This is a genomic window from Caballeronia sp. GAFFF2 (assembly GCF_023631485.1).
In the GTDB taxonomy this organism is placed as follows: domain Bacteria; phylum Pseudomonadota; class Gammaproteobacteria; order Burkholderiales; family Burkholderiaceae; genus Caballeronia.
Genome location: NZ_JALQDA010000012.1, coordinates 54,614 through 75,582, shown reverse-complemented (window position 1 = coordinate 75,582; position 20,969 = coordinate 54,614). Strand labels below are relative to the sequence as shown.

Sequence of the window (20,969 nt, the reverse complement as noted above, 5' to 3'; positions counted from 1 at the left end):
TGCTCCGGATGCGCCGGACAGCCGCTTTCGGCGGCGTTTGCCGCTAGTCGTTGCTGATACAATTTCGCGCATGACCTATCAAGTTCTCGCACGCAAATGGCGGCCGAAATCGTTCGAGTCGCTCGTCGGCCAGGAGCACGTCGTTCGTGCGCTCACGCACGCGCTCGACGGTGGACGCCTGCATCACGCGTATCTTTTCACGGGTACGCGCGGCGTCGGCAAGACCACGCTTTCGCGCATCTTCGCAAAAGCGCTCAACTGTGAAACCGGCGTGACCTCGAAGCCGTGCGGCGTGTGCCGCGCTTGCCGGGAAATCGACGAAGGCCGTTTCGTCGATTACGTCGAAATGGATGCGGCGAGCAATCGCGGTGTCGACGAAATGGCGGCGCTGCTCGAGCGCGCGGTTTATGCACCGGTCGACGCGCGCTTCAAGGTCTACATGATCGACGAAGTGCACATGCTCACGAACCACGCGTTCAACGCCATGTTGAAGACGTTGGAAGAGCCGCCTCCCCATGTGAAGTTCATTCTCGCCACGACCGATCCGCAGAAGATTCCGGTCACCGTGCTGTCGCGCTGCCTCCAGTTCAATCTGAAGCAGATGCCCGCGGGACATATCGTGTCGCATCTGGAGAACATCCTCCAGCAAGAGAGCATTGCTTTCGAAGTGCAGGCGCTGCGGTTGTTGTCGCGCGCGGCGGACGGCAGCATGCGCGACGCGCTTTCGCTGACCGATCAGGCTATCGCCTATTCGGCCAATCAGGTGACCGAGGAAGCCGTGCGCGGCATGCTCGGCGCGCTGGATCAAAGCTATCTGATCCGCCTGCTCGATGCCCTCGCCGCAAGCGATGGCGCGGGCGTGCTCGCCATCGCCGATGAAATGGCTTTGCGCAGTCTATCGTTCTCGACCGCGTTGCAGGATCTGGCGAGCTTGCTGCATCGGATTGCGTGGGCGCAGTTCGCGCCGGCATCGGTGCTGGACGAGTGGCCGGAGGCGGGAGATATTCGTCGATTCGCCGAGGGCTTGTCGGCCGAACAGGTTCAGTTGTTCTACCAGATCGCGACCGTCGGACGCAGCGAACTGGGGCTCGCGCCGGATGAATACGCGGGCTTCACCATGACGCTTCTGCGCATGCTCGCGTTCGAACCCGCTGGCGGTCCGGGCGGAGGTGGCGGTGGCGGGCTCGTGGTGAGCGCGCCGCAAAGCGTGAAGGGCGCGCGCAATGCGGCGCTCGCGGGAGCTATGGCGGAGCGGGCCGTGGCGCCGGCACCGGTGGCTCGCGATGGAGTTTTGGCGGATCGAGCGGGCGCGCGGCACCAGATTAGCGACCGTTCTTTTGAAAAGTTGGCTGAGTCGGGTGAAGCGGCTGTTTCGACATTGGATAAGCACGGCGCACGGTCTGCGAGCTCGGCGAAAGTCGGGCCACGTGACGCATCCGACGAGCTTGCGGGCGCTGAAGCGAAGCGCAGCGTCGAATCGGCTGAATCAGTCGCGGAGCCAGTCGCGAAGCCAGTCGGCGCGTCCGATGCACGAGAATCGGCGATGGCGGATGCGGCATCGCGTGCGGCTTACGCCGGTTCCGCGGACTTGAGGGACGCCGGAGGAAGTGCCGCTCCTTCGGGCGCGAAGAACGCGACCTCTGGCGATTCGACTGCGCTTGCAAACACGGCTGGCTTGTCAAGCGCATCGAGAGCGGACGTCGGTCATTCAGCTTTAGTGTCGAACAGCGCCACATCTTCAGACGCGCAGACGGCCACTGCCAATCCCGCTCCTGTTGCAGATAGCGCCACGCCTCCAGGCGCGCGGGATATTGCCGCGGCCGCTGCCGATTCGGCCGCGCCTCTGAACACCATCGCATCTTCAAGCAATGCAGCAGTGGCGCAGGAAGACTTCGATTCGGCCACGCCGAGCGCCGCATCTTCAGATGTGCGGAAGGCCGACTCTGCCGATTCGCCTTCTGTAGCCGAGGCCGCCGAATCGCCGCTCGCGCAAGGCACAGCAGAGATCGTTCAGGCCAATACGCCGTCTGCTGTCGGGAATGCACGAGACGTTGTGTTTGACGAAGTGCCAGTCGCATCGGCGCCGCTTTCTGCCGCGGCTCGGCAAGCTGTAGACGAGGCTTCTAATAATGGCGCGCCCGAAACCGCGTCGCCGTCTGCCGGATCAGTCGCGCCGCGCAGCGCCGCAGGTGGCGCGAGGGACGCGCTCGAAGTATTGCGTAGTGCGGGCATGCGACTTTCATCGGATCGTGGTGGAAGAGGCGCGGCGGCCGCGCCAGCGGGCGCTCCTGCTGCAACGAAACCTGCCGTGCCGAAGCCCTCGGTTCCCGTGCCGACGCCGCGCCGCGTCGCGCCGCGCGCCAGCGCGGGCTCTGACGTACAGGCGACGCCTGCGGCAGACAACGCGGGTGCTGATGCCATTGGCGGGAGCAACGTCGGCCTCGACAATGGCGTTCGCGGGCGCAGCACCGGCGTGGGCGTCGACAGCAAGGGCAACGGTAGCGCCCACATCAACACCAACACGAACGCCAGCGTCGACAATGCCGCTCGCGCCGGCAATGACGCCAACGCGAAAACAAGCCCCAAGGTCATCCCTCCTTGGGAAGACATGCCGCCCGACGACTACCCGCCGCCCGGATCGGAGGATGAATACTTCTCCGCCGCTCCCGACGACGGCTACATGCCCGCGTTCGATAGCGCACCGGACGACATGCGCTTCGGCAACGAACCCGCGCCCACAGCGAAGCCCGCGCCGAAGATCGACGCCACGCCGCTGCCGCCCGCCGTGCCGCTCGACCCTATCGGCATCGCGGGAGAATGGGCGACGCTCGCGGTCGATCTGCCGCTCAAGGGCATTGCATACCAGCTCGCGTTCAACAGCGAACTGACCGCCTGCGACGCCAGTTCGCTCACGCTCGTCGTTCCCGTGCCGCAATACGCGGACGCCGCGCAAGTCGCCAAGCTCAAGACCGCGCTCACGGAGAAACTCGGCCGCGCGCTCGAGGTCAATGTGTCGGTTGCGCCCGCACGCCGCACCGCCGCCGCGCTCGACGCCGCCGAACGCGCGAAACGCCAGCAGCAAGCCGAGCAGGAAATCAGGCAAGACCCGTTCGTGCAATCGCTCATTCGCGATTTCGGCGCGAGCATCGTGCAGGGATCGATCAAGCCGGTTGCCGCAACGGGCGCGAATCCTTCGGGCGCGTCTTCTGTAAGATAAGCCATCCCGCGAGGCGCGCCGTCAGAAGCCGCGCCGCGAACGAATCAACCGGGCGCACGGGCATTTTCGCCTGAGCGTCTGCCCGTCATACGCACTATCCGTTTCAAGGAGCCGAATCATGATGAAGAACCAACTCGCCGGGCTGATGAAGCAAGCTCAGCAAATGCAGGAAAACATGAAGAAGATGCAGGATCAGCTCGCGCTGATCGAGGTCGAAGGCCAGTCCGGCGCCGGTCTCGTCAAGGTGACGATGACCTGCAAGAACGACGTGCGCCGCGTGCAGATCGACCCGAGCCTGCTCGCCGACGACAAGGACATGCTCGAAGACCTGGTCGCCGCCGCGTTCAACGACGCCGTGCGCAAGGCCGAAGCCACCACGCAGGAAAAGATGGGCGGCATGACGGCCGGCATGCCCATGCCGCCCGGCTTCAAGCTGCCGTTTTAAGCGCGTGGCCGAAGGCGCACGCGGCGTTTGCCGCGCTTTCGGCCCGCCCATGAGGACACATGAAACAACCATCCGCCTTGTCGGCGCTCGTCGAAGCGCTGCGTGCGCTGCCCGGCGTCGGCCCGAAGTCGGCGCAGCGCATGGCGTATCACCTGATGCAGCACGACCGCGCGGGCGCCGACAAACTCGGCAACGCGCTGTTGTTCGCGACCGGGCATCTGAAGCACTGCGAGAAGTGCAATACCTTCACCGAAGCCGACATCTGCGAAGTATGCAGCGACGAAGAACGCGATTCCGCGCTTCTATGCGTCGTCGAGACGCCGGCCGATCAGATCATGCTGGAGCAGACGCTCACGTATCGCGGGCTCTACTTCGTGTTGATGGGCCGGCTGAGTCCGCTCGACGGCATCGGGCCGAAGGAAATTCACTTCGAGCGGCTCATCAACCGCGCGCTCGACGGCACCGTGAATGAAGTGGTGCTTGCCACCAACTTCACCAACGAAGGCGAGGCGACCGCGCACTATCTGGCACAGACGCTCAAGTCTAAAGGGCTGAAGGTCACGCGGCTCGCGCGCGGCGTACCGGTGGGCGGCGAACTCGAATACGTCGATGCCGGCACCATCGCCCGCGCGATGCTCGACCGCCGCTCGGTGTGAGAAAAGATCAAGGACTGCATCGATGACAGAAACCGAAGCACTCGCGCTCGCGACTCATCGTCATTACAAGGGCGGGCTGTATCGCGTGATCGGCGTCGCGCGGCACTCGGAAACCGAGGAAGCCATGATCGTCTACGAGCATCTCTGGCCGCATGATCGCGGTTTATGGGTCCGGCCCGCCGCGATGTTCAACGAGACGCTTGCCGACGGCACGCCGCGCTTCAAGCCACTCGACATCCCACTTTAAAAATTGGCGGAGACGAACGACATGACCGCATCGACGGGCCCGCTTGCCGGCGTCAAGGTGCTGGAACTCGGCACGCTCATCGCGGGACCGTTCGCGGCGCGCTTCATGGGCGAATTCGGCGCGGATGTCATCAAGATCGAAGATCCGAAGGGCGGCGATCCGCTGCGCAAGTGGCGCAAGCTTTACCCTGAAGTGGGCGGAACGTCCCTCTGGTGGGCGGTACAGGCGCGCAACAAGAAGTCCGTGACGATCAATCTGAAGGCCGAAGAGGGCAAGGAGATCGTGCGGCGGCTGGCGAAAGAAGCGGATATCGTCGTCGAAAATTTTCGGCCGGGCTTGCTCGAAAAACTTGGGCTCGGCTATGAGGTGCTTTCTGCCGAAAACCCCGGTCTCGTGATGGTGCGGCTCTCGGGATACGGCCAGACCGGGCCGTATCGCGACAGACCGGGCTTTGGCGCGATCGCCGAATCGATGGGCGGCTTGCGTCATATCACGGGCTATCCCGAGTTACCGCCGCCGCGCATCGGCATTTCCATTGGCGACTCCATTGCCGCGCTGCACGGCGTGATCGGCGCGTTGATGGCGCTGCATCATCGGCAGGTGAATGGCGGCAAAGGGCAGGTGGTCGATGTCGCGCTCTACGAAGCCGTCTTCAACATGATGGAAAGCGTGGTGCCCGAGTACGGCGTCTATGGCATGGTGCGCGAGCGCACCGGCGCGTCGCTGCCGGGCATCGTGCCGTCGAATACCTATCCGTGCCGCGACGGCAGCATTGTCATTGGCGGCAATAGCGATCCCATTTTCAAGCGGTTGATGACGGCAATCGACCGCGCCGATCTCGCCGACGATCCCGCGCTCGCTTCGAACGATGGCCGCGTGCCGCGCACGCAGGAAATCGACGATGCCATCGCCGCGTGGTTGTCGACGCGCAGTATCGACGAGGCGCTCGCCGTGCTCAACGCCGCCGATGTACCCGCTGGCCGTATCTACAGCGTAGCCGACATGTTCACCGATCCGCAGTACATCGCGCGTCAAATGCTGCAGCGTTTTCCGTGGCAGGACGGCCGTGAGATCACGCTGCCGAACGTGACGCCGAAGCTGTCCGAGACGCCTGGCGAGACGCGCTGGCTCGGGCCGCAACTCGGCGAACATACGGATGAAGTGCTTCGGTCGCTTGGGTATGCCGAGGACGACATCGCGCGGTTGCGTGCGGCGAACGTGATCTGAGGAAGTCGTTACGCGTAAAAAACGCGAACTCTCGCGGCGGCCCGAAGATGGCCGCGACACCGGTGCCGGCTTGCGCATGGGGCAGGGCGTCGCGCATGCACCGTGGCCCACGACCAACCTTCGAAGCGCCTCAAGGCTCGATCACGATCTTCCCCGTCACGCGCCGGTTCATCATGTCATCGAGGGCTTGCGCGGTTGCATCGAGCGGATAGCGTTTGGTCACCACCGGCAGCAACTTGCCGGCCTTGATCCAGTCGACCATGGTGGCAAATTCGGTATCGGCGATCGCGTGTTCGCGGCGCATGTGATCGCCCCAGAACACGCCGACGATGCTCGCGCCCTTCAACAACGCGAGGTTGAGCGGCAGCTTCGGGATCTCGCCGTTGGCGAAGCCGACCACGAGATAACGCCCGCGCCAGCCGATGCTGCGAAACGCCGGTTCGGCGTAGGCGCCGCCCACCGGATCGAATATGACATCGGGACCTTGGCCATGGGTGAGCGCCTTGACGCGCTCGCGCAAGTCTTCGTTTCGATAGTCGATGATTTCATCCGCGCCTTGCTCGCGACAGAACGCGAGCTTTTCCGCGCTCGATGCCGCCGCGATCACGCGCGCGCCGAGAATCTTGCCGATCTGAATTGCCGCGACGCCCACGCCGCCCGCCGCGCCGAGCACGAGGAGCGTCTCGCCCGACTTGAGCGCGCCGCGATCCACGAGCGCGTGATAGGACGTGCCGTAGGCAAGCGTGAAGGCCGCGGCGAGCGCGAGGTCGACGTCGTCGGGCAGCACGACGCAATCCGTTTCCCGAGCACGCGCCTGTTGCGCGAATGCCCCTTGCGCGGTGTAAGCCGCGACGCGCATGCCAGGTTTCACGCGCATGACGCCCGCACCCACCTCACGCACGATTCCCGCGAGTTCCGCACCCGGCGTAAATGGCAGCGGCGGTTTGAACTGGTACTTGTTCTGGATGATCAGTACATCGGGAAAATTCACGCTCGCGGCCTTCACATCGATGACGATTTCCCCGGCTTCGGGGTGCAAATCCGGCAGCGTTTCGACGGTGAGCGTATCGGGTAATCCGTGTTGGTTGCATCGAACGGCGCGCATGTGTCCTCCTTGATGGGCTGGCGCCAAGTGTAGGGCAGACGGCTGTCTGTGCGCGACCCCGCAAAGCGTGGGCGCGTCATGTTTCCTCGGTTACAATCGCCGGATGCGAATCCTACTCAGCAACGACGACGGCTACCTGGCGCGCGGCATCAACGCGCTGCACGACGCCTTGCAGCCGCTCGGCGAAGTAACGGTGATGGCGCCGGAGCAGAACTGCAGCGGCTCGTCCAACTCGCTCACGTTGTCGCGGCCATTGAGCGTGCATCAGTCGGCTAACGGTTTCAACTTCGTGAACGGCACGCCAACCGACTCGGTGCATATCGCGCTCACCGGCATGCTCGAAGCGCGGCCCGATCTCGTCGTGTCAGGGATCAACAACGGCCAGAATGTCGGCGAGGACACGCTCTATTCCGGCACGGTCGCGGCCGCCACCGAAGGCTTCATGTTCGGCATTCCGGCGATCGCGTTTTCGCTCGTCGGGCGTGACTGGCTGCATCTAGAAGATGCGGCGCGCGTGGCCGCCGAAATCGTCGCGCATTTTCTGGATCACCCCATGCCGGGTCATCCGCTTCTGAACGTCAATATTCCGAGCCTGCCGTACGACCAACTGCGCGAGTGGAAGGTCACGCGTCTGGGCAAGCGGCATCCGTCGCAGCCGGTGATTCGCCAGACCGACCCGCGCGGCAACCCGATCTACTGGATCGGCCCGTCGGGCGACGCGCTCGACGCCAGCGAAGGCACCGACTTTCACGCAGTCGCGAACGGCTTCGTTTCGATCACGCCGCTGCAGCTCGACCTGACTCACACGAAACTCATGGCCGAGACCCGCGAATGGGCGCAAGCCGGGAGCCGTCGCTCATGAGCGACGAGCGCGCCAAGCGCTTCCCGCTGGCGCTCGCGGACCTCGTGCGCGAGCCGCGCAAGCCGGCCGGCCGCACGCAGGACGCGCGCGCCAAGTCAGTGGCGGTATCGACCACGAAAGCCGCTGCCGCGAAGCCGGGCAGTGTGCGCGGCGCGGCTTCAGCGCTCAAGAATCCGGCGAGCGCGGCGGCATCCGCCAAGTCCGCGACCACGGTTTTTCCGGTGCGCTCGGTGGCCCAGCCTGTCGTCAATTCCGTCGCCAAGGCCGCTACCAAACCGGCAAGTGGAACCGCGAAACCGGTTCCGGGCGCGAATCGCAGTCCGGCCCAGGCGCCGCATCCCCGAACGAGTGCATTGCGCACCGCGCAGCGTCCCGCCGGACGCGATCTGAACGCGGCATCGACGGCCACGAAAAAGGGCGCGCCCAACGTAGCATTCGCCAGCACGCAGACGCTCACCTCGGAACGGGTGCGCGAGCGCATGGTCGAACGCCTGCGCACGAACGGCGTGACCGACCCGCGCGTGTTGAACGCCATGTCGGTCGTGCCGCGCCATATGTTCGTCGACCCCGGCCTCGCCGCGCAGGCTTACGAAGATGCCGCGCTGCCGATCGGTCACCATCAGACCATCTCCAAGCCGTCGGTGGTCGCGCGCATGATCGAACTGGTCGCGGCCGGGCGCACGTTGGACAAGGTGCTGGAAATCGGCACCGGTTGCGGCTATCAGGCAGCGGTGCTGTCGCAGGTCGCGACCGAGGTTTATTCGATCGAGCGCGTGCGGCCGTTGTCCGAACGCGCCAAGCTCAATCTTCGGCCGCTGCGTGTGCCGAACATCCGGCTGCATTATGGCGACGGGCGGCTCGGACTGGCTGCCGCGGCGCCGTTCGATGCCATCGTGATCGCGTGCGCGGGACTCGACGTGCCGCAGGCCTTGCTCGAACAACTGGCGATAGGCGGCAGGCTCGTCGCGCCGGTGGGCTCGCAGGCCGCGCAGTCGCAGGTGCTCACGCTCGTCACGCGCGTGTCGGCCACGCAATGGCGGGAGTCGCAGCTCGATCGCGTTTTTTTTGTACCTTTAAAATCCGGAGTGATTTGAAACCGATGAGTATCTTGCGTGCTTTGCGAGAAACGCGTGCGGACGTTCGCCTGACGGCGGCGCAGCGCGGTGTGTGCGTCCTTGCGCTGTCCATGCTGGCGGCCTGTGCGTCGCGGATGGATTCAGCGCCGGTGGTCGACAGAACGGGCGCGCCTATCGCCACGGATGCCGCCGCGCTTGCCAACCAGCCGCCGCCGCCTGGCTATATTCGCGTGAAACCGGGCGACACCCTATATCGGATCGCATTGGAAAACGGTCAGAATTATCACGACATCGCAACCTGGAATAACCTGACGAACCCGAACCAGATCGAAGTCGGTCAACTGGTGCGCGTGGCGCCTCCGGGTGCGAATCTGGCAGCGGCGACGCCGGGCGTGTCGACCGCACCGATCGCGGGTGGCGCGGTGGCTACGCAACCGCTTAACGGCGGCGCGGGGGTCTATGGTACGCCGCAGTCGGGTGCAACGACGCAGCCGCCGTACTACGGTCCGTCGTCGGGCATGGGCGCCGCGCCGGGCGCTGCATCGGGTGCGCTCGCGGGCACCACGCCGGCGCCGGGCGTGGACAGCGCGGCAACGGCTCAACCGGCTTTCATCTGGCCGGCGCGTGGTCCGATTCTCGGCACATTCGACGACGCGAAGAACAAAGGTTTGAACATTGGCGGTGCACCGGGAGATGCGGTCAATGCATCGGCGGATGGCAGGGTCGTCTACTCCGGAAATGGCTTGCGCGGCTACGGGAATCTCATCATCATCAAGCACGACGCGACTTTTCTCACTGCGTACGCACACAACCGCGCTTTGATGGTAAAAGAAGGAGACGCGGTGACCAAAGGTCAAAAAATCGCCGAAATGGGCAACAGCGATTCAGACCGTGTGATGTTGCATTTCGAAGTTCGCCGGCAGGGAAAACCTGTTGACCCACTGAAGTATTTGCCGCCGCAATAAAGCGAGCCATCATGCAAAAAACGAAGCGCCGCCAGCCGCAAGCCGAGACTGAGACCATCAGCCGACCGTTGCAAGTGTCGGTGGAAGACGGTGCTTCGACCCGAGACGACGATGCCGAAAACATCGACGTCGATATCGATTCCGACGAAGAAGGCGAAAACCGTAAAAAGGGTGGCGACGAGTCGGGAGAAGGCGCAAACGATTCCGCGCCCGAACCCGACGACTTTCGCTCTCTTTTGCAGGCCGAACTGACGGCCGACACCATTCAGCATTACCTCAATCGCATCAGCGTGAAACCGCTGCTCACCGTAGAGGAAGAGCAGCGTTATTCGCGTCTTGCCAAGGCGGGCGAGTTCGAGGCGCGCCAGGTCATGATCGAGCGCAATTTGCGGCTGGTGGTGAGTATCGCTAAGGGTTATCTCAATCGCGGCGTGCCTTTGCTCGATCTGATCGAGGAAGGCAACCTCGGTCTCATGCACGCAATCGAGAAATTCGATCCCACGCGCGGTTTTCGTTTTTCGACTTACGCCACGTGGTGGATTCGCCAGAGCATCGAGCGCGCAATCATGAATCAGGCGCGCACGGTGCGCCTTCCGGTGCATGTGATTCGCGAACTGAATCAAGTGTTGCGCGCGAAGCGTCATCTGGAAAAGAACTCGGCGAATTCGACCGATCCCGTCGCGCCCGAGCGCCGCGACGCGAGCATCGAAGATATTGCGTATCTCACCGGCAAGACGCCGGAGGAAGTCACCGATATCCTCGCGCTCAACGAACACACGGCTTCGCTCGATGCCCCGCTCGACCTCGACCCCGGCAGCAGCCTGCTCGATCTCCTTTCGGACGATCAAAGCCAGTCGCCGGATGCCGAAGTTCAGCACCGCGAACTGGAAACGCTCACGCGGCTCTGGCTTTCGCGTCTGTCGGACAAACATCGGCATGTGATCGAACGGCGTTTCGGGCTGAACCATATCGAACCCGCCACGCTCGAAGAACTGGCCGATGAAATGGGCCTCACGCGCGAACGCGTACGGCAAATCCAGCAAGAGGCGCTCGTGCGGCTCAAACGCTTCTTCGCCTCGAACGGCGTGCGCAAGGACGCCGTGCTTTAACGCTCCAAAGCGGCGTTCGAAAGAGTGCCGCGTTTCCAGAATTCAATGACACCGATTCTCGTATTCGACATCGAGACCATTCCCGATGTCGACGGCATTCGCCGTCTCGAAGACTTACCCGACGATCTGTCCGCGCGCGAAGTCGCCGAACACGCGTTCGCCGCGCGCCGCGAGCGCGTAGGCAACGACTTCTTGCCGCATCATTTGCAACGCATTGCCGCGATCTCCTGCGTCTTTCGCGACGACAGCGGTTTTCGCGTGCGCTCGCTCGGCACGAAGACGGATGGCGAGGCATCGCTGATCCAGTCGTTTTATCGCGTGATCGAAAAATACACGCCGCAACTCGTCTCGTGGAACGGCGGCGGTTTCGATCTGCCCGTGCTCCATTATCGTGCGCTCGTGCATGGCATCGCGGCGCCGCGTTACTGGGACTTGGGCCAGGACGATCGCGAGTTCAGGTTCAACAACTACATCAGCCGCTATCACATGCGGCATCTCGACCTGATGGACGTGCTCGCGATGTATCAGGCGCGCGCCAACGCGCCGCTCGATGCACTCGCCAAACTGTGCGGCTTTCCCGGCAAGCTGGGCATGGACGGCGGCAAGGTGTGGGACGCCTATTGCGATGGTCAGATCGACGAGATCCGCAACTATTGCGAAACGGATGTCGTCAACACTTACCTTATGTATTGCCGCTTTCAGATGATGCGTGGCGGACTCACGCCGGACGAGTACGCGGACGAGATCAACTTCGTGAAGAACGCGCTCGCGCTGGAAGCGTCGCCGCATTGGGCCGAATATCTCGCCGCATTCGGCCGGTGAGTGCGAGGCCGTGACGTTCGTCTACAATCTCGCCTTTGCCAACACGTCAGTCAGGAAGTACGCAGGTGTCTGAAGCCGCTCGAAAAAATTCGCATCGCCGCCGCGCCGCGCCGGCCAAAACCGTTACGCCCGATCCGTCATTCGCCGCGCCCGAAATCGAAATCGAGTCACTCGACATGGACGCGCGCGGCGTCGGCCGCACGGTCAACGAGAACGGCGAGCCGGGCAAGGTGATCTTCGTCGAAGGCGCGCTGCCCGGCGAACGAGTGAGCTATTCGAGCTATCGCAAGAAGCCGAGTTTCGAGCAGGCGCAAGTGGTGAACGTGTTGCGCGAGGCGGTCATCCGCACGAAGCCGAAGTGTCAGTTCTTCGGCACGTGCGGCGGTTGTTCCATGCAGCATCTCGACGTGCGCGCGCAGATTGCCGTGAAGCAGCGGGTGCTCGAGGACAATCTCCAGCATTTGTCGAAACTGCGCGCGGAAACCATGTTCCGGCCGATTCACGGGCCGTCGTGGGGTTATCGCTATCGCGCGCGCCTGACGGTGCGGCACGTCGAGAAAAAGGGCGGCGTGCTCGTCGGCTTTCATGAACGCAAGAGCAGCTATGTCGCCGACATGACGAGTTGCGAGGTGCTGCCGCCGCACGTTTCCGCCATGCTCGTGCCACTGCGGCATCTGGTAGCCGGTTTGTCGATTCGTGACCGCATGCCGCAGATCGAGCTTGCGGTTGGCGCGGACGTGACGGCGCTGGTGTTGCGCATTCTCGAACCGCTCAACGACGCCGACGAAGCGCTTTTGCGCGCCTTTGCCGACGAACACGCCGGCGTGCAATTCTGGCTGCAGCCGAAAGGTCCCGACACGGTTTATCCGTTTTATCCGCTCGAGAGCGAACTGGCTTATACGCTGCCGGAGTTTCACATCCGCATGCCATTTAAGCCGACTGATTTCACGCAGGTGAACCATCAGATCAACCGCGTGCTCGTGGCGCGCGCGTTGAGCCTGCTCGCGCCGGAACAGAACGATCGTGTGCTCGATCTGTTTTGCGGCATCGGCAACTTCACGCTGCCGCTTGCGCGCGTGTCGCGCGAAGTGGTGGGTATCGAAGGAAGCGAAGCGCTGACCGCGCGCGCGCTGGAAAACGCGCAGGCCAATGGCGTGGACGGCCATACGTCGTTTGCCTGCCGCAATTTGTTCGAAGTGACTGCCGACGATCTGCGCGCGCTCGGGCACTTCGACAAATATCTGATCGATCCGCCGCGCGAGGGCGCGCTCGCGGTGGCGAAGGCGCTTGCGGACATCGCTCAAAGCGGCGAGGGTTCGCTGCCGAAGCGCATCGTTTATGTGTCGTGCAACCCGGCGACGCTCGCGCGCGACGCCGGCCTGCTCGTCCACGAGGCGGGGTATCGGATGAAGGGCGCGGGCGTCGTCAACATGTTCCCGCATACGTCGCACGTCGAATCCATTGCATTGTTCGAACGCGACTGAAGCGCTTTTATTTAAGAAGGCAAAAAAAAACCGGCCCGAAGGCCGGTTTTTCGTTTGAAGCACCGGTTCGATCAGTTCCGGTTGCCGCCGAAGATGCCGAGCAGTGCCAGCAAATTCGTGAAGACGTTGTACAGATCGAGGTAGATGGCGAGCGTCGCGCTGATGTAGTTCGTCTCGCCGCCATTCACAACGCGCTGCACGTCGAACAGCATGTAAGCCGAGAAGATGACGATGGCGAGCACGGAGATCGTCAGCATGAGCGCCGGCAGTTGCAGGAAAATGTTCGCGACTGCAGCCAGCAGAATGACCATCACGCCCATGAACAGCCACTTGCCGAGGCCCGAAAAGTCACGCTTGCTGACCGTGGCGATGGTCGCCATGGCCGCGAAAATCACGCCCGTGCCGCCAAAGGCCATCATGATGAGCTGCGGCCCATTCGAGAAACCGAGGATGAAGCTCAGAAGACGCGAGAGCATCAGGCCCATGAAGAACGTGAAGCCGAGCAGGACGATCACGCCCATGCTGCTGTTCTTCGTTTTCTCGATGGCGAACATGAAGCCGAACGCAATCGCCATGAACGCGATGAAGCTCATTGCCGGGCTGGTGGCCGCGAACAGGGAAAAGCCCGTCGCGACGCCGACCCATGCGCCGAGCACCGTCGGCACCATGGAAAGCGCCAGCAGCCAGTAAGTGTTGCGTAGCACGCGGTTGCGCACCTCGACCGAAGTGACGCTGCCGTTGCGTCCAAAACTGTAGGGTGATTCGTTCATGGTTTCTCCTTGCTTCAAATTGTCTGTCGTCGACCCGCGCTACATCCGTCATACACGAATGATACGGTAGGAATACTTAAGCGATTATGAGGCCGTTGCCCGCGCCATTCCGGTTTCGTGCAGTGCCTGATGTCGCGAGGCGGTTGCAAAGCGCGGCTCGACTCCAATATGACTGCCGCACGGTCCGAAATCAATGGCGCCGACGTTTCTCGGCGCAATACACGCTTGAGGCACGCTGACGTATGACGGTTCGACCCTTACGGCGCCGTAAGGTTTCAATCGCAATCATACCCTGCTTCATGCTACAATTGTCGATTCCTTTTAATCCGTAAACCGTTAATTTTTTGGAGTTTTTCATGGCAATCGAGCGCACCCTGTCGATTATCAAGCCGGACGCAGTGGCAAAGAATGTTATCGGCCAAATCTACAGCCGTTTCGAGAGTGCTGGACTCAAGATCATTGCTTCGCGCATGGTGCATCTGTCGCGCGCGGACGCGGAAAAGTTCTACGCAGTGCACGCTGCACGCCCGTTCTTCAAGGACCTCGTGGAATTCATGATCTCCGGTCCGGTGCAGATCCAAGTGCTGGAAGGCGAAGGCGCGATCATCAAGAACCGCGACCTGATGGGCGCGACCGATCCGAAGAAGGCAGACAAGGGCACGATCCGCGCTGATTTCGCGGACAGCATCGATGCAAACGCCGTGCATGGTTCCGACGCTCCGGAAACGGCAGCGCAAGAAATCGCGTTCTTCTTTCCGCAGGTGAACGTCTACTCGCGTTAAGTCGCGCGTTGGTTGCCGCATCGGTCCGCGCCTCGAGGCAGTGCGCCGGATCATGCGGCTGTCGCGCCGGCATCGCTTGAAAAGCTGGAACATGCAGGAATTGGCGCGAACGGTCTCGGGCAAAAGCTCCCGAGCTTCGCAATCTGAAATGGCAGGACTCGACATGACGAACAGCAGCACCGTCAATCTTCTCGATCTCGACGCCGCCGGGCTCGTCGCTTATTGCGACAGCCTTGGCGAAAAGCCGTTTCGCGCCAAGCAATTGCAGCGCTGGATCCACCAATATGGCGTCGACGACTTCGACGGCATGACGGACCTCGCGAAATCGCTGCGCGAAAAACTCAAGGGTCGCGCCAGTTTGGCTATGCCCGACATCTCTCGCGATCACGTTTCCACCGACGGCACGCGCAAGTGGCTGATCGACGTAGGCAACGGTAACGCTGTCGAAACCGTGTTCATTCCCGAGGAAACGCGCGGCACGTTGTGCGTGTCCTCGCAGGCAGGCTGCGCGGTGAACTGCCGGTTTTGTTCCACGGGCAAGCAGGGATTCTCCCGCAATCTGACCACTGGCGAGATCATCGGGCAGTTGCGCCTGGCCGAATTCGCGCTGCGCAAGTCGCTCGGGCGCGAAGTCGGCGGCCCGGGAAAGGGCGAGCGCGTCATCACCAATGTCGTGATGATGGGCATGGGCGAGCCCATGCTGAATTACGACGCCGTCGTGCCCGCCATGCGTCTGATGCTCGACGACAACGCCTATGGCCTGTCGCGCCGTCGCGTGACGCTATCCACTTCCGGCGTCGTGCCCATGATGGACCGCCTCGCCGCGGATCTGCCAGTGGCGCTTGCCGTGTCGCTACACGCGCCGAACGACCCGCTGCGCGACATGCTGGTGCCGCTCAACAAGAAGTATCCGCTGCGTGAATTGATGGCTGCGTGCCAGCGCTATCTGAAGGTTGCGCCGCGCGATTTCATCACGTTCGAATACTGCATGCTCGACGGCGTCAACGACACAGAAGCCCATGCGCGCGAACTGCTGGCCGTCACGCGCGACGTGCCGTGCAAATTCAACCTCATTCCGTTCAATCCGTTCCCGGAATCAGGTCTGACTCGCTCGAAGAACGAGCGGATCAAGCGCTTCGCGCAGGTTCTGATGGACGCGGGCATCGTCACCACCGTGCGCAAGACGCGCGGTGACGACATCGACGCAGCTTGCGGGCAGCTGGCGGGCGAGGTGAAGGATCGCACGCGCCTCGTGGAACGCATGGGTCGCGCGCCAGGCAAGGTGATCGAGGTGCGCGCGGTCTGACGCATTGCCGCCGTACAGCGAAGAAAAACAAGTCCGAAAAGACGGAAGTCGCGCCAGGCCGGCGCGCAAAGCCGAACATTTTGTTATAAAGCGGTCTGCAACATTGCCGGGGCTGTATCGTTCACGTTTTGATGCAATCCGCCGGCTTAGCCGCGCTATATAAAAGAATCGATGCGAGGAAATTGGGATGAGTGAGCCGCAGCACCCGACGCCTTTTGGCAGTCATACCGGGGGTCTTCCTGTCAATGAGCATGACAGTCAGGCGGGCACTGGCGGGGCGGCATCGAACGCGAGCCAGACGGGGCCTCTGGATTCGATTGCCGCCGTCGGCGCGCGGCTCGCGCAGCTTCGTCACGCGAAGTCATGGTCGATCGACGACATTTCAGCGCGTCTCAAGGTCTCGCCGAACAAGCTGCTCGCGCTGGAAGCGGGCGACATCAGTCAATTGCCCGATCGCACGTTCGCAGCGGGTATCGTGCGTAGCTACGCCAAGGTTCTCGGTACCGATCCCGCGCCTTTCACGCAGGCTTTTCGTCGCGAGGGCGCGGCGGTCGGGCAAAATCTGAAGGTGCCGGCTTCGGCGGGTACGGGTCTGCCGCGACAGCGCGTGTCGGTGCCACTCGGTGGTTCGTCGGGCAAGAAACGCTCGTGGCTCTGGGGCATCGCGGCGGTCGTCGTGGTGCTGGCCGCGCTCGTGATGTGGCATACCGGCGGCGATTCGTCGGCGTGGCTCGCGCGCCTCAAGTCGAGCACGGGCGCTGGCACGGCCGCGCCGGGCGACACGGTGTCCGCTTCCGTCGTTTCCACGCCTGATGAAGCCGCCGCGGCGAACACCGGCGAAGCCGCCTCGCTGCCCGAAGTGGCCGCCGCGCCCGGCGAACAGCCGATGCCACGTCCGCTCGGCACGAACGCGTTGCCGGCCTCGTCGTCGACCATTGCGGCGTTGCAGGGCGCAAGCGCGTCGGCCGCAGCCAAGCAGGCGCCGGCCGCTGGCGCCGCCGCATCCGCGCCGGTCGTCGCCGGCACGGGCGCGAGCGCAGTCGAATTGAAAGTGAAGGAAGATAGCTGGTTCAGCGTGCGCGGCAAGGACGGCAAGGAGGTTTTCTCCGGTCTCGTCCACGCGGGAAGCACGCAACGCGTGCAGGGCGAAGCGCCGTTCAAGGTGACCGTCGGCAACGCGAAGAGCGTCGATTCCATCTCGTTTGACGATCAGCCGGTCGACGCCAAGAAATACGTTTCCGCACGCGGCAACGTCGCGCGCTTCACGCTGCCCTGAACCGGCGGCGCGTAGCGGTGTCGGAGTCGGAGGTTCAGCGCGCGTGCAAGTCATGGGCATTCCGGCTTTTGCCGTGATGCCCGTTCAAGGTTCCATATTCGCACCGTCGCGCCGCTTGCACGCGGCGCCTGGTGGCCAAAGGGTTTTTCGATGCAATCCGAAGCTCAATCCCTGATTAGCAGCAAGATCTGTTCGACCGAACCGGTGTTCGGCGGCTCGTCGAAGCGTCGTGCATCGCATGCGGTGGACGTGCGCTGGGGCGGTCAGCTCGTCACCATCGGCGGCGACTCACCGGTGCGCGTGCAGTCGATGACCAACACCGACACCGCCGACGCCATCGGAACCGCCATCCAGATCAAGGAACTGGCGCAGGCGGGTTCCGAACTCGTGCGCATCACGGTGAATACGCCGGAAGCGGCGGCGGAAGTTCCGCACATCCGCGATCAGCTCGACCGCATGGGCGTGTCCGTGCCGCTCGTCGGCGACTTCCATTACAACGGGCATCTGCTGCTGCGCGATCATCCGGCATGCGCCGAAGCGCTGTCGAAGTACCGCATCAATCCCGGCAACGTCGGACAGGGCGCAAAGCGCGACACGCAATTCGCGCAGATGATCGAAGCCGCGATCAAGTACGACAAACCGGTGCGCATCGGCGTGAACTGGGGCAGTCTCGACCAGGACCTGCTCGCGCGCATGATGGACGAAAACGCCGCGCGCTCGGCACCGTGGGAACTGCAAAGCGTGATGTATGAAGCGCTGATCCAGTCGGCGGTCGGCTCGGCGGAACGCGCGGTCGAACTCGGCCTCGGTCGCGACAAGATCATCCTGTCGTGCAAGGTGAGCGGCGTGCAGGATCTGGTCGCCGTTTATCGCGAACTCGCTAAACGTTGCAGCTTCGCGCTGCATCTCGGCCTGACCGAGGCGGGCATGGGCTCGAAGGGTATCGTCGCTTCGACGGCGGCGCTGTCGTTGCTGCTGCAGGAAGGCATCGGCGACACCATCCGTATTTCGCTGACGCCCGAGCCAGGCGGCGCGCGCACGGGCGAAGTGGTCGTCGGCCAGGAAATCCTCCAGACCATGGGCCTGCGTTCCTTTACGCCCATGGTCATTGCATGTCCCGGCTGCGGGCGCACGACCAGCACGCTGTTCCAGGAACTCGCGTCGCAGATCCAAAGCTATTTGCGCAACTCCATGCCCGTATGGCGCGACCAGTTTCCCGGCGTCGAGAAGATGCACGTCGCGGTGATGGGCTGCATCGTCAACGGGCCTGGCGAATCGAAACACGCGAACATCGGCATTAGTTTGCCGGGTTCGGGCGAAAATCCCGCCGCGCCCGTGTTTATCGACGGCGTGAAGGTGAAGACCTTGCGTGGCGAGCGTATCGCCGAGGAATTCCAGCAAATCGTCAGCGACTACGTCGAGCGCACCTACGGGCAAGAAACCGGCAAGCGCGAAGAAACGTCCGCGGCAACACTTTAAAGACAGATGACTGAACAGAAGAAACGGCTCGGCAAGCTGACCGGCGTCAAGGGCATGAACGACATCCTCCCGCAGGATGCCGCGTTGTGGGACTTTTTCGAATCCACGGTGAAGTCGATGCTGCGCGCATACGGTTATCAGAACATCCGCACGCCGATCATCGAGCATACGCAGTTGTTCACGCGCGGGATCGGCGAAGTGACGGATATTGTCGAAAAAGAGATGTACAGCTTCACCGATTCGCTCAACGGCGAACATCTCACCATGCGGCCCGAAAACACGGCGGCGGTGGTGCGCGCGAGCATCGAACACAACCTGCTGTACGACGGTCCGAAGCGCCTGTGGTACATCGGCCCGATGTTCCGTCACGAGCGTCCGCAGCGCGGGCGGTATCGCCAGTTCCATCAGGTCGGCGTGGAAGCACTCGGTTTCGCGGGACCGGACACGGACGCCGAAATCATCATGATGTGTCAGCGTCTGTGGGACGACCTTGGGTTGACCGGCATTCGCCTGGAACTGAATTCGCTCGGCCAGCCTGACGAGCGCGCGGCGCACCGCAAGGAACTGATCGCGTATCTGGAGCAGCACGTCGACGCGCTCGACGAAGAAGCCAAACGCCGTCTCTACACCAACCCGCTGCGCGTGCTCGACACGAAGAATCCCGCGCTGCAGGAAATCGCGCAGAACGCGCCGAAGCTCACCGACTTCCTGGGCGAAGAATCGCGCAAGCATTTCGAGGGCGTGCAAAGGCTGCTGAAGGCCAACAACATTCCGTTCAAGATCAATCCGCGTCTCGTGCGCGGTCTCGACTATTACAACCTCACCGTATTCGAGTGGGTGACCGACAAGCTCGGCGCGCAAGGCACGGTGGCGGGCGGCGGCCGGTACGACCCGCTCATCGAGCAACTTGGCGGCAAGCCCACGGCCGCGTGTGGCTGGGCGATGGGCGTCGAGCGTATCCTGGAGTTGCTGAAGGAAGAGAATCTCGTGCCGGAAGCGGAAGGTACGGACGTCTACGTAGTGCATCAGGGAGAAGCTGCCGCCGAGCAGGCGTTCATCGTGGCGGAGCGTCTGCGCGACACGGGCCTCGACGTGATCCTGCATTGCAGCCCGGACGGCGCGCCTGCCAGCTTCAAGTCACAGATGAAGAAAGCCGATGCGAGCGGCGCGGCTTTTGCCGTCGTGCTGGGCGAAGACGAACTCGCGCAGGGCACGATCGGCGTAAAGCCGCTGCGCCGCGCGGGCGCCGAAACGTCGGACGCGCAAAAGAACGAGCAGGTCAACGTTCCGGCGGAAGACTTGACCGAATACCTAATCAATGCGATGGTGGCATCCGCCGAAGACTAGGCGGCCCGACACGCGGGCAATGGCCGTGGGCATCGCGCTGGATGAGTGAACTGTCCGGCATCGCGCACGGCACTCGAAGTGCAATGAAACGCAGGAAGGAATAGCTGGACGATGAGCTATCACGACGAAGAAGAATCACTGGAAAGTTTGAAAGCCTGGTGGGCCAAGTGGGGTAATTCCACGACGTGGATCATCCTCGTGGCGCTTTTAATCGCAGCCGGATACAACGGCTGGAATTACTGGCAGCGTCATCAGGCGGCCGAGGCTTCCGTGCTGTACGACCAGCTTCAGCAGGCCGTCACCGGCAATGATCAGAAAATGGTGAGCCGTATTGCGACGGACATGGAAGACAAGTTCGGCAGCACGGCCTACGCTCAGATGAGCGCGCTCACCGCGGCCAAGTCGCTATACACGGCGGGCGATACCGCCGGCACGAAAGCGCAACTGCAATGGGCCATCGATCACGCGAAGGACGACGAGTACAAGCAAGTCGCGAAGCTGCGTCTCGCGCTGGTGCTGCTCGACGAGAAAAATTACGACGCGGGTCTGAAGCTGCTCGCGGATGCGCCGCTCGACGCCTACAAGGGTGTGATCGCGGACCGTCGCGGCGATCTGCTTGCGGCGCAAGGCAAGCGCGACGACGCCCGCGCATCCTACAAGCTGGCGCTCGGTGCGCTGCCCGCGAACGATACCTCCGCGCGGCAACTGGTCCAGTTCAAGCTCGACGCGCTCGGCGGCTGATCAGCGCGCGCCGCCGCAATCGACCGAGCCATATAACAATCAGGCCGCCCGGC

Annotated in this window: 19 protein-coding genes; 17 read left to right on the top strand and 2 right to left on the bottom strand. The window is 62.9% G+C overall.

Annotation, left to right across the window (positions count from 1 at the left end; all coding sequences use genetic code 11):
* Nucleotides 1-70: 70 nt before the first annotated feature.
* From dnaX to NCT04_RS08470, 5 genes are all read left to right on the top strand, one after another.
* Complete coding sequence (gene dnaX, locus NCT04_RS08490) at nt 71-3,217, top strand: DNA polymerase III subunit gamma/tau (RefSeq protein ID WP_250464979.1); 3,147 nt, start codon at nt 71-73, stop codon at nt 3,215-3,217.
* Between the two features lie 118 nt (nt 3,218-3,335).
* Complete coding sequence (locus NCT04_RS08485; RefSeq protein WP_244825351.1) at nt 3,336-3,662, top strand: YbaB/EbfC family nucleoid-associated protein; 327 nt, start codon at nt 3,336-3,338, stop codon at nt 3,660-3,662.
* 59 nt (nt 3,663-3,721) lie between these two features.
* A complete protein-coding gene (gene recR, locus NCT04_RS08480; RefSeq protein ID WP_244825350.1) occupies nt 3,722-4,318 on the top strand; it encodes a recombination mediator RecR in 597 nt (198 codons plus the stop codon).
* A 22-nt stretch (nt 4,319-4,340) separates the two neighbouring features.
* On the top strand, nt 4,341-4,565 hold the full coding sequence (locus tag NCT04_RS08475) for a DUF1653 domain-containing protein (protein ID WP_045450705.1): 225 nt from the start codon (nt 4,341-4,343) through the stop codon (nt 4,563-4,565).
* Nucleotides 4,566-4,586: 21 nt separating this feature from the next.
* Nucleotides 4,587-5,792 (top strand): CaiB/BaiF CoA transferase family protein, encoded by a 1,206-nt coding sequence (locus NCT04_RS08470; protein ID WP_244825349.1) that lies wholly within the window; start codon nt 4,587-4,589, stop codon nt 5,790-5,792.
* 130 nt (nt 5,793-5,922) lie between these two features.
* On the opposite strand, the gene NCT04_RS08465 is transcribed toward NCT04_RS08470, so the two are convergent.
* Complete coding sequence (locus tag NCT04_RS08465; protein ID WP_250464977.1) at nt 5,923-6,897, bottom strand: NADPH:quinone oxidoreductase family protein; 975 nt, start codon at nt 6,895-6,897, stop codon at nt 5,923-5,925.
* A gap of 103 nt (nt 6,898-7,000) precedes the next feature.
* On the opposite strand from NCT04_RS08465, the gene surE reads away from it, so the two are divergent.
* From surE to rlmD, 6 genes are all read left to right on the top strand, one after another.
* Nucleotides 7,001-7,759 carry a 5'/3'-nucleotidase SurE gene (gene surE / locus NCT04_RS08460; RefSeq protein ID WP_250464975.1) on the top strand — a complete coding sequence of 253 codons (759 nt, stop codon included), beginning with the start codon at nt 7,001-7,003 and terminating at the stop codon, nt 7,757-7,759.
* Nucleotides 7,756-8,853, top strand: coding sequence for a protein-L-isoaspartate(D-aspartate) O-methyltransferase (locus NCT04_RS08455; RefSeq protein WP_250464973.1), 1,098 nt, complete (start codon nt 7,756-7,758; stop codon nt 8,851-8,853). The genes surE and NCT04_RS08455 overlap by 4 nt, the downstream gene beginning before the upstream one ends.
* A gap of 5 nt (nt 8,854-8,858) precedes the next feature.
* Entirely contained in the window at nt 8,859-9,800 is a 942-nt protein-coding gene (locus NCT04_RS08450; protein WP_244825345.1) for a peptidoglycan DD-metalloendopeptidase family protein, read from the top strand.
* Nucleotides 9,801-9,811: 11 nt separating this feature from the next.
* Complete coding sequence (gene rpoS, locus NCT04_RS08445) at nt 9,812-10,909, top strand: RNA polymerase sigma factor RpoS (RefSeq protein WP_250464972.1); 1,098 nt, start codon at nt 9,812-9,814, stop codon at nt 10,907-10,909.
* 45 nt (nt 10,910-10,954) lie between these two features.
* The gene (locus NCT04_RS08440) at nt 10,955-11,731 is read left to right on the top strand and encodes a 3'-5' exonuclease (protein ID WP_250464970.1); all 777 of its coding nucleotides are present in this window, start codon (nt 10,955-10,957) and stop codon (nt 11,729-11,731) included.
* Between the two features lie 65 nt (nt 11,732-11,796).
* Complete coding sequence (rlmD, locus tag NCT04_RS08435; protein ID WP_250464968.1) at nt 11,797-13,215, top strand: 23S rRNA (uracil(1939)-C(5))-methyltransferase RlmD; 1,419 nt, start codon at nt 11,797-11,799, stop codon at nt 13,213-13,215.
* Between the two features lie 71 nt (nt 13,216-13,286).
* Here the strand turns inward: rlmD and NCT04_RS08430 are convergent, their stop codons facing one another.
* On the bottom strand, nt 13,287-13,985 hold the full coding sequence (locus tag NCT04_RS08430) for a Bax inhibitor-1/YccA family protein (protein ID WP_244825341.1): 699 nt from the start codon (nt 13,983-13,985) through the stop codon (nt 13,287-13,289).
* A gap of 356 nt (nt 13,986-14,341) precedes the next feature.
* Here NCT04_RS08430 and ndk point away from each other — a divergent pair, with 356 nt between their 5' ends.
* The 6 genes from ndk (at nt 14,342) to NCT04_RS08400 (ending at nt 20,916) form a co-directional block, all read left to right on the top strand.
* Nucleotides 14,342-14,767, top strand: a complete 426-nt coding sequence (ndk, locus tag NCT04_RS08425) for a nucleoside-diphosphate kinase (protein ID WP_244825340.1) — start codon at nt 14,342-14,344, stop codon at nt 14,765-14,767.
* 163 nt (nt 14,768-14,930) lie between these two features.
* A complete protein-coding gene (gene rlmN, locus NCT04_RS08420) occupies nt 14,931-16,073 on the top strand; it encodes a dual-specificity RNA methyltransferase RlmN (RefSeq protein WP_250464965.1) in 1,143 nt (380 codons plus the stop codon).
* A gap of 187 nt (nt 16,074-16,260) precedes the next feature.
* Nucleotides 16,261-17,349, top strand: coding sequence for a helix-turn-helix domain-containing protein (locus tag NCT04_RS08415; RefSeq protein ID WP_250464963.1), 1,089 nt, complete (start codon nt 16,261-16,263; stop codon nt 17,347-17,349).
* Between the two features lie 150 nt (nt 17,350-17,499).
* Nucleotides 17,500-18,828, top strand: a complete 1,329-nt coding sequence (ispG, locus tag NCT04_RS08410) for a flavodoxin-dependent (E)-4-hydroxy-3-methylbut-2-enyl-diphosphate synthase (RefSeq protein ID WP_244825337.1) — start codon at nt 17,500-17,502, stop codon at nt 18,826-18,828.
* A gap of 6 nt (nt 18,829-18,834) precedes the next feature.
* On the top strand, nt 18,835-20,175 hold the full coding sequence (gene hisS, locus NCT04_RS08405) for a histidine--tRNA ligase (protein WP_250464961.1): 1,341 nt from the start codon (nt 18,835-18,837) through the stop codon (nt 20,173-20,175).
* A gap of 111 nt (nt 20,176-20,286) precedes the next feature.
* Nucleotides 20,287-20,916 carry a tetratricopeptide repeat protein gene (locus NCT04_RS08400; protein WP_244825335.1) on the top strand — a complete coding sequence of 210 codons (630 nt, stop codon included), beginning with the start codon at nt 20,287-20,289 and terminating at the stop codon, nt 20,914-20,916.
* Nucleotides 20,917-20,969: the final 53 nt, after the last annotated feature.

What these genes read in the sequence shown, in the direction of transcription:
- ndk (WP_244825340.1), top strand. Translation starts at nt 14,342, where the DNA reads ATGGCAATCGAGCGCACCCTGTCGATTATCAAGCCGGACGCAGTGGCA.
- rlmN (WP_250464965.1), top strand. Translation starts at nt 14,931, where the DNA reads ATGACGAACAGCAGCACCGTCAATCTTCTCGATCTCGACGCCGCCGGG.
- surE (WP_250464975.1), top strand. Translation starts at nt 7,001, where the DNA reads ATGCGAATCCTACTCAGCAACGACGACGGCTACCTGGCGCGCGGCATC.
- NCT04_RS08430 (WP_244825341.1), bottom strand. Translation starts at nt 13,985, where the DNA reads ATGAACGAATCACCCTACAGTTTTGGACGCAACGGCAGCGTCACTTCG.
- recR (WP_244825350.1), top strand. Translation starts at nt 3,722, where the DNA reads ATGAAACAACCATCCGCCTTGTCGGCGCTCGTCGAAGCGCTGCGTGCG.
- NCT04_RS08415 (WP_250464963.1), top strand. Translation starts at nt 16,261, where the DNA reads ATGAGTGAGCCGCAGCACCCGACGCCTTTTGGCAGTCATACCGGGGGT.
- NCT04_RS08400 (WP_244825335.1), top strand. Translation starts at nt 20,287, where the DNA reads ATGAGCTATCACGACGAAGAAGAATCACTGGAAAGTTTGAAAGCCTGG.
- hisS (WP_250464961.1), top strand. Translation starts at nt 18,835, where the DNA reads ATGACTGAACAGAAGAAACGGCTCGGCAAGCTGACCGGCGTCAAGGGC.
- NCT04_RS08475 (WP_045450705.1), top strand. Translation starts at nt 4,341, where the DNA reads ATGACAGAAACCGAAGCACTCGCGCTCGCGACTCATCGTCATTACAAG.
- rpoS (WP_250464972.1), top strand. Translation starts at nt 9,812, where the DNA reads ATGCAAAAAACGAAGCGCCGCCAGCCGCAAGCCGAGACTGAGACCATC.
- dnaX (WP_250464979.1), top strand. Translation starts at nt 71, where the DNA reads ATGACCTATCAAGTTCTCGCACGCAAATGGCGGCCGAAATCGTTCGAG.
- NCT04_RS08440 (WP_250464970.1), top strand. Translation starts at nt 10,955, where the DNA reads ATGACACCGATTCTCGTATTCGACATCGAGACCATTCCCGATGTCGAC.
- NCT04_RS08455 (WP_250464973.1), top strand. Translation starts at nt 7,756, where the DNA reads ATGAGCGACGAGCGCGCCAAGCGCTTCCCGCTGGCGCTCGCGGACCTC.
- NCT04_RS08465 (WP_250464977.1), bottom strand. Translation starts at nt 6,897, where the DNA reads ATGCGCGCCGTTCGATGCAACCAACACGGATTACCCGATACGCTCACC.
- NCT04_RS08485 (WP_244825351.1), top strand. Translation starts at nt 3,336, where the DNA reads ATGATGAAGAACCAACTCGCCGGGCTGATGAAGCAAGCTCAGCAAATG.
- ispG (WP_244825337.1), top strand. Translation starts at nt 17,500, where the DNA reads ATGCAATCCGAAGCTCAATCCCTGATTAGCAGCAAGATCTGTTCGACC.
- NCT04_RS08470 (WP_244825349.1), top strand. Translation starts at nt 4,587, where the DNA reads ATGACCGCATCGACGGGCCCGCTTGCCGGCGTCAAGGTGCTGGAACTC.
- NCT04_RS08450 (WP_244825345.1), top strand. Translation starts at nt 8,859, where the DNA reads ATGAGTATCTTGCGTGCTTTGCGAGAAACGCGTGCGGACGTTCGCCTG.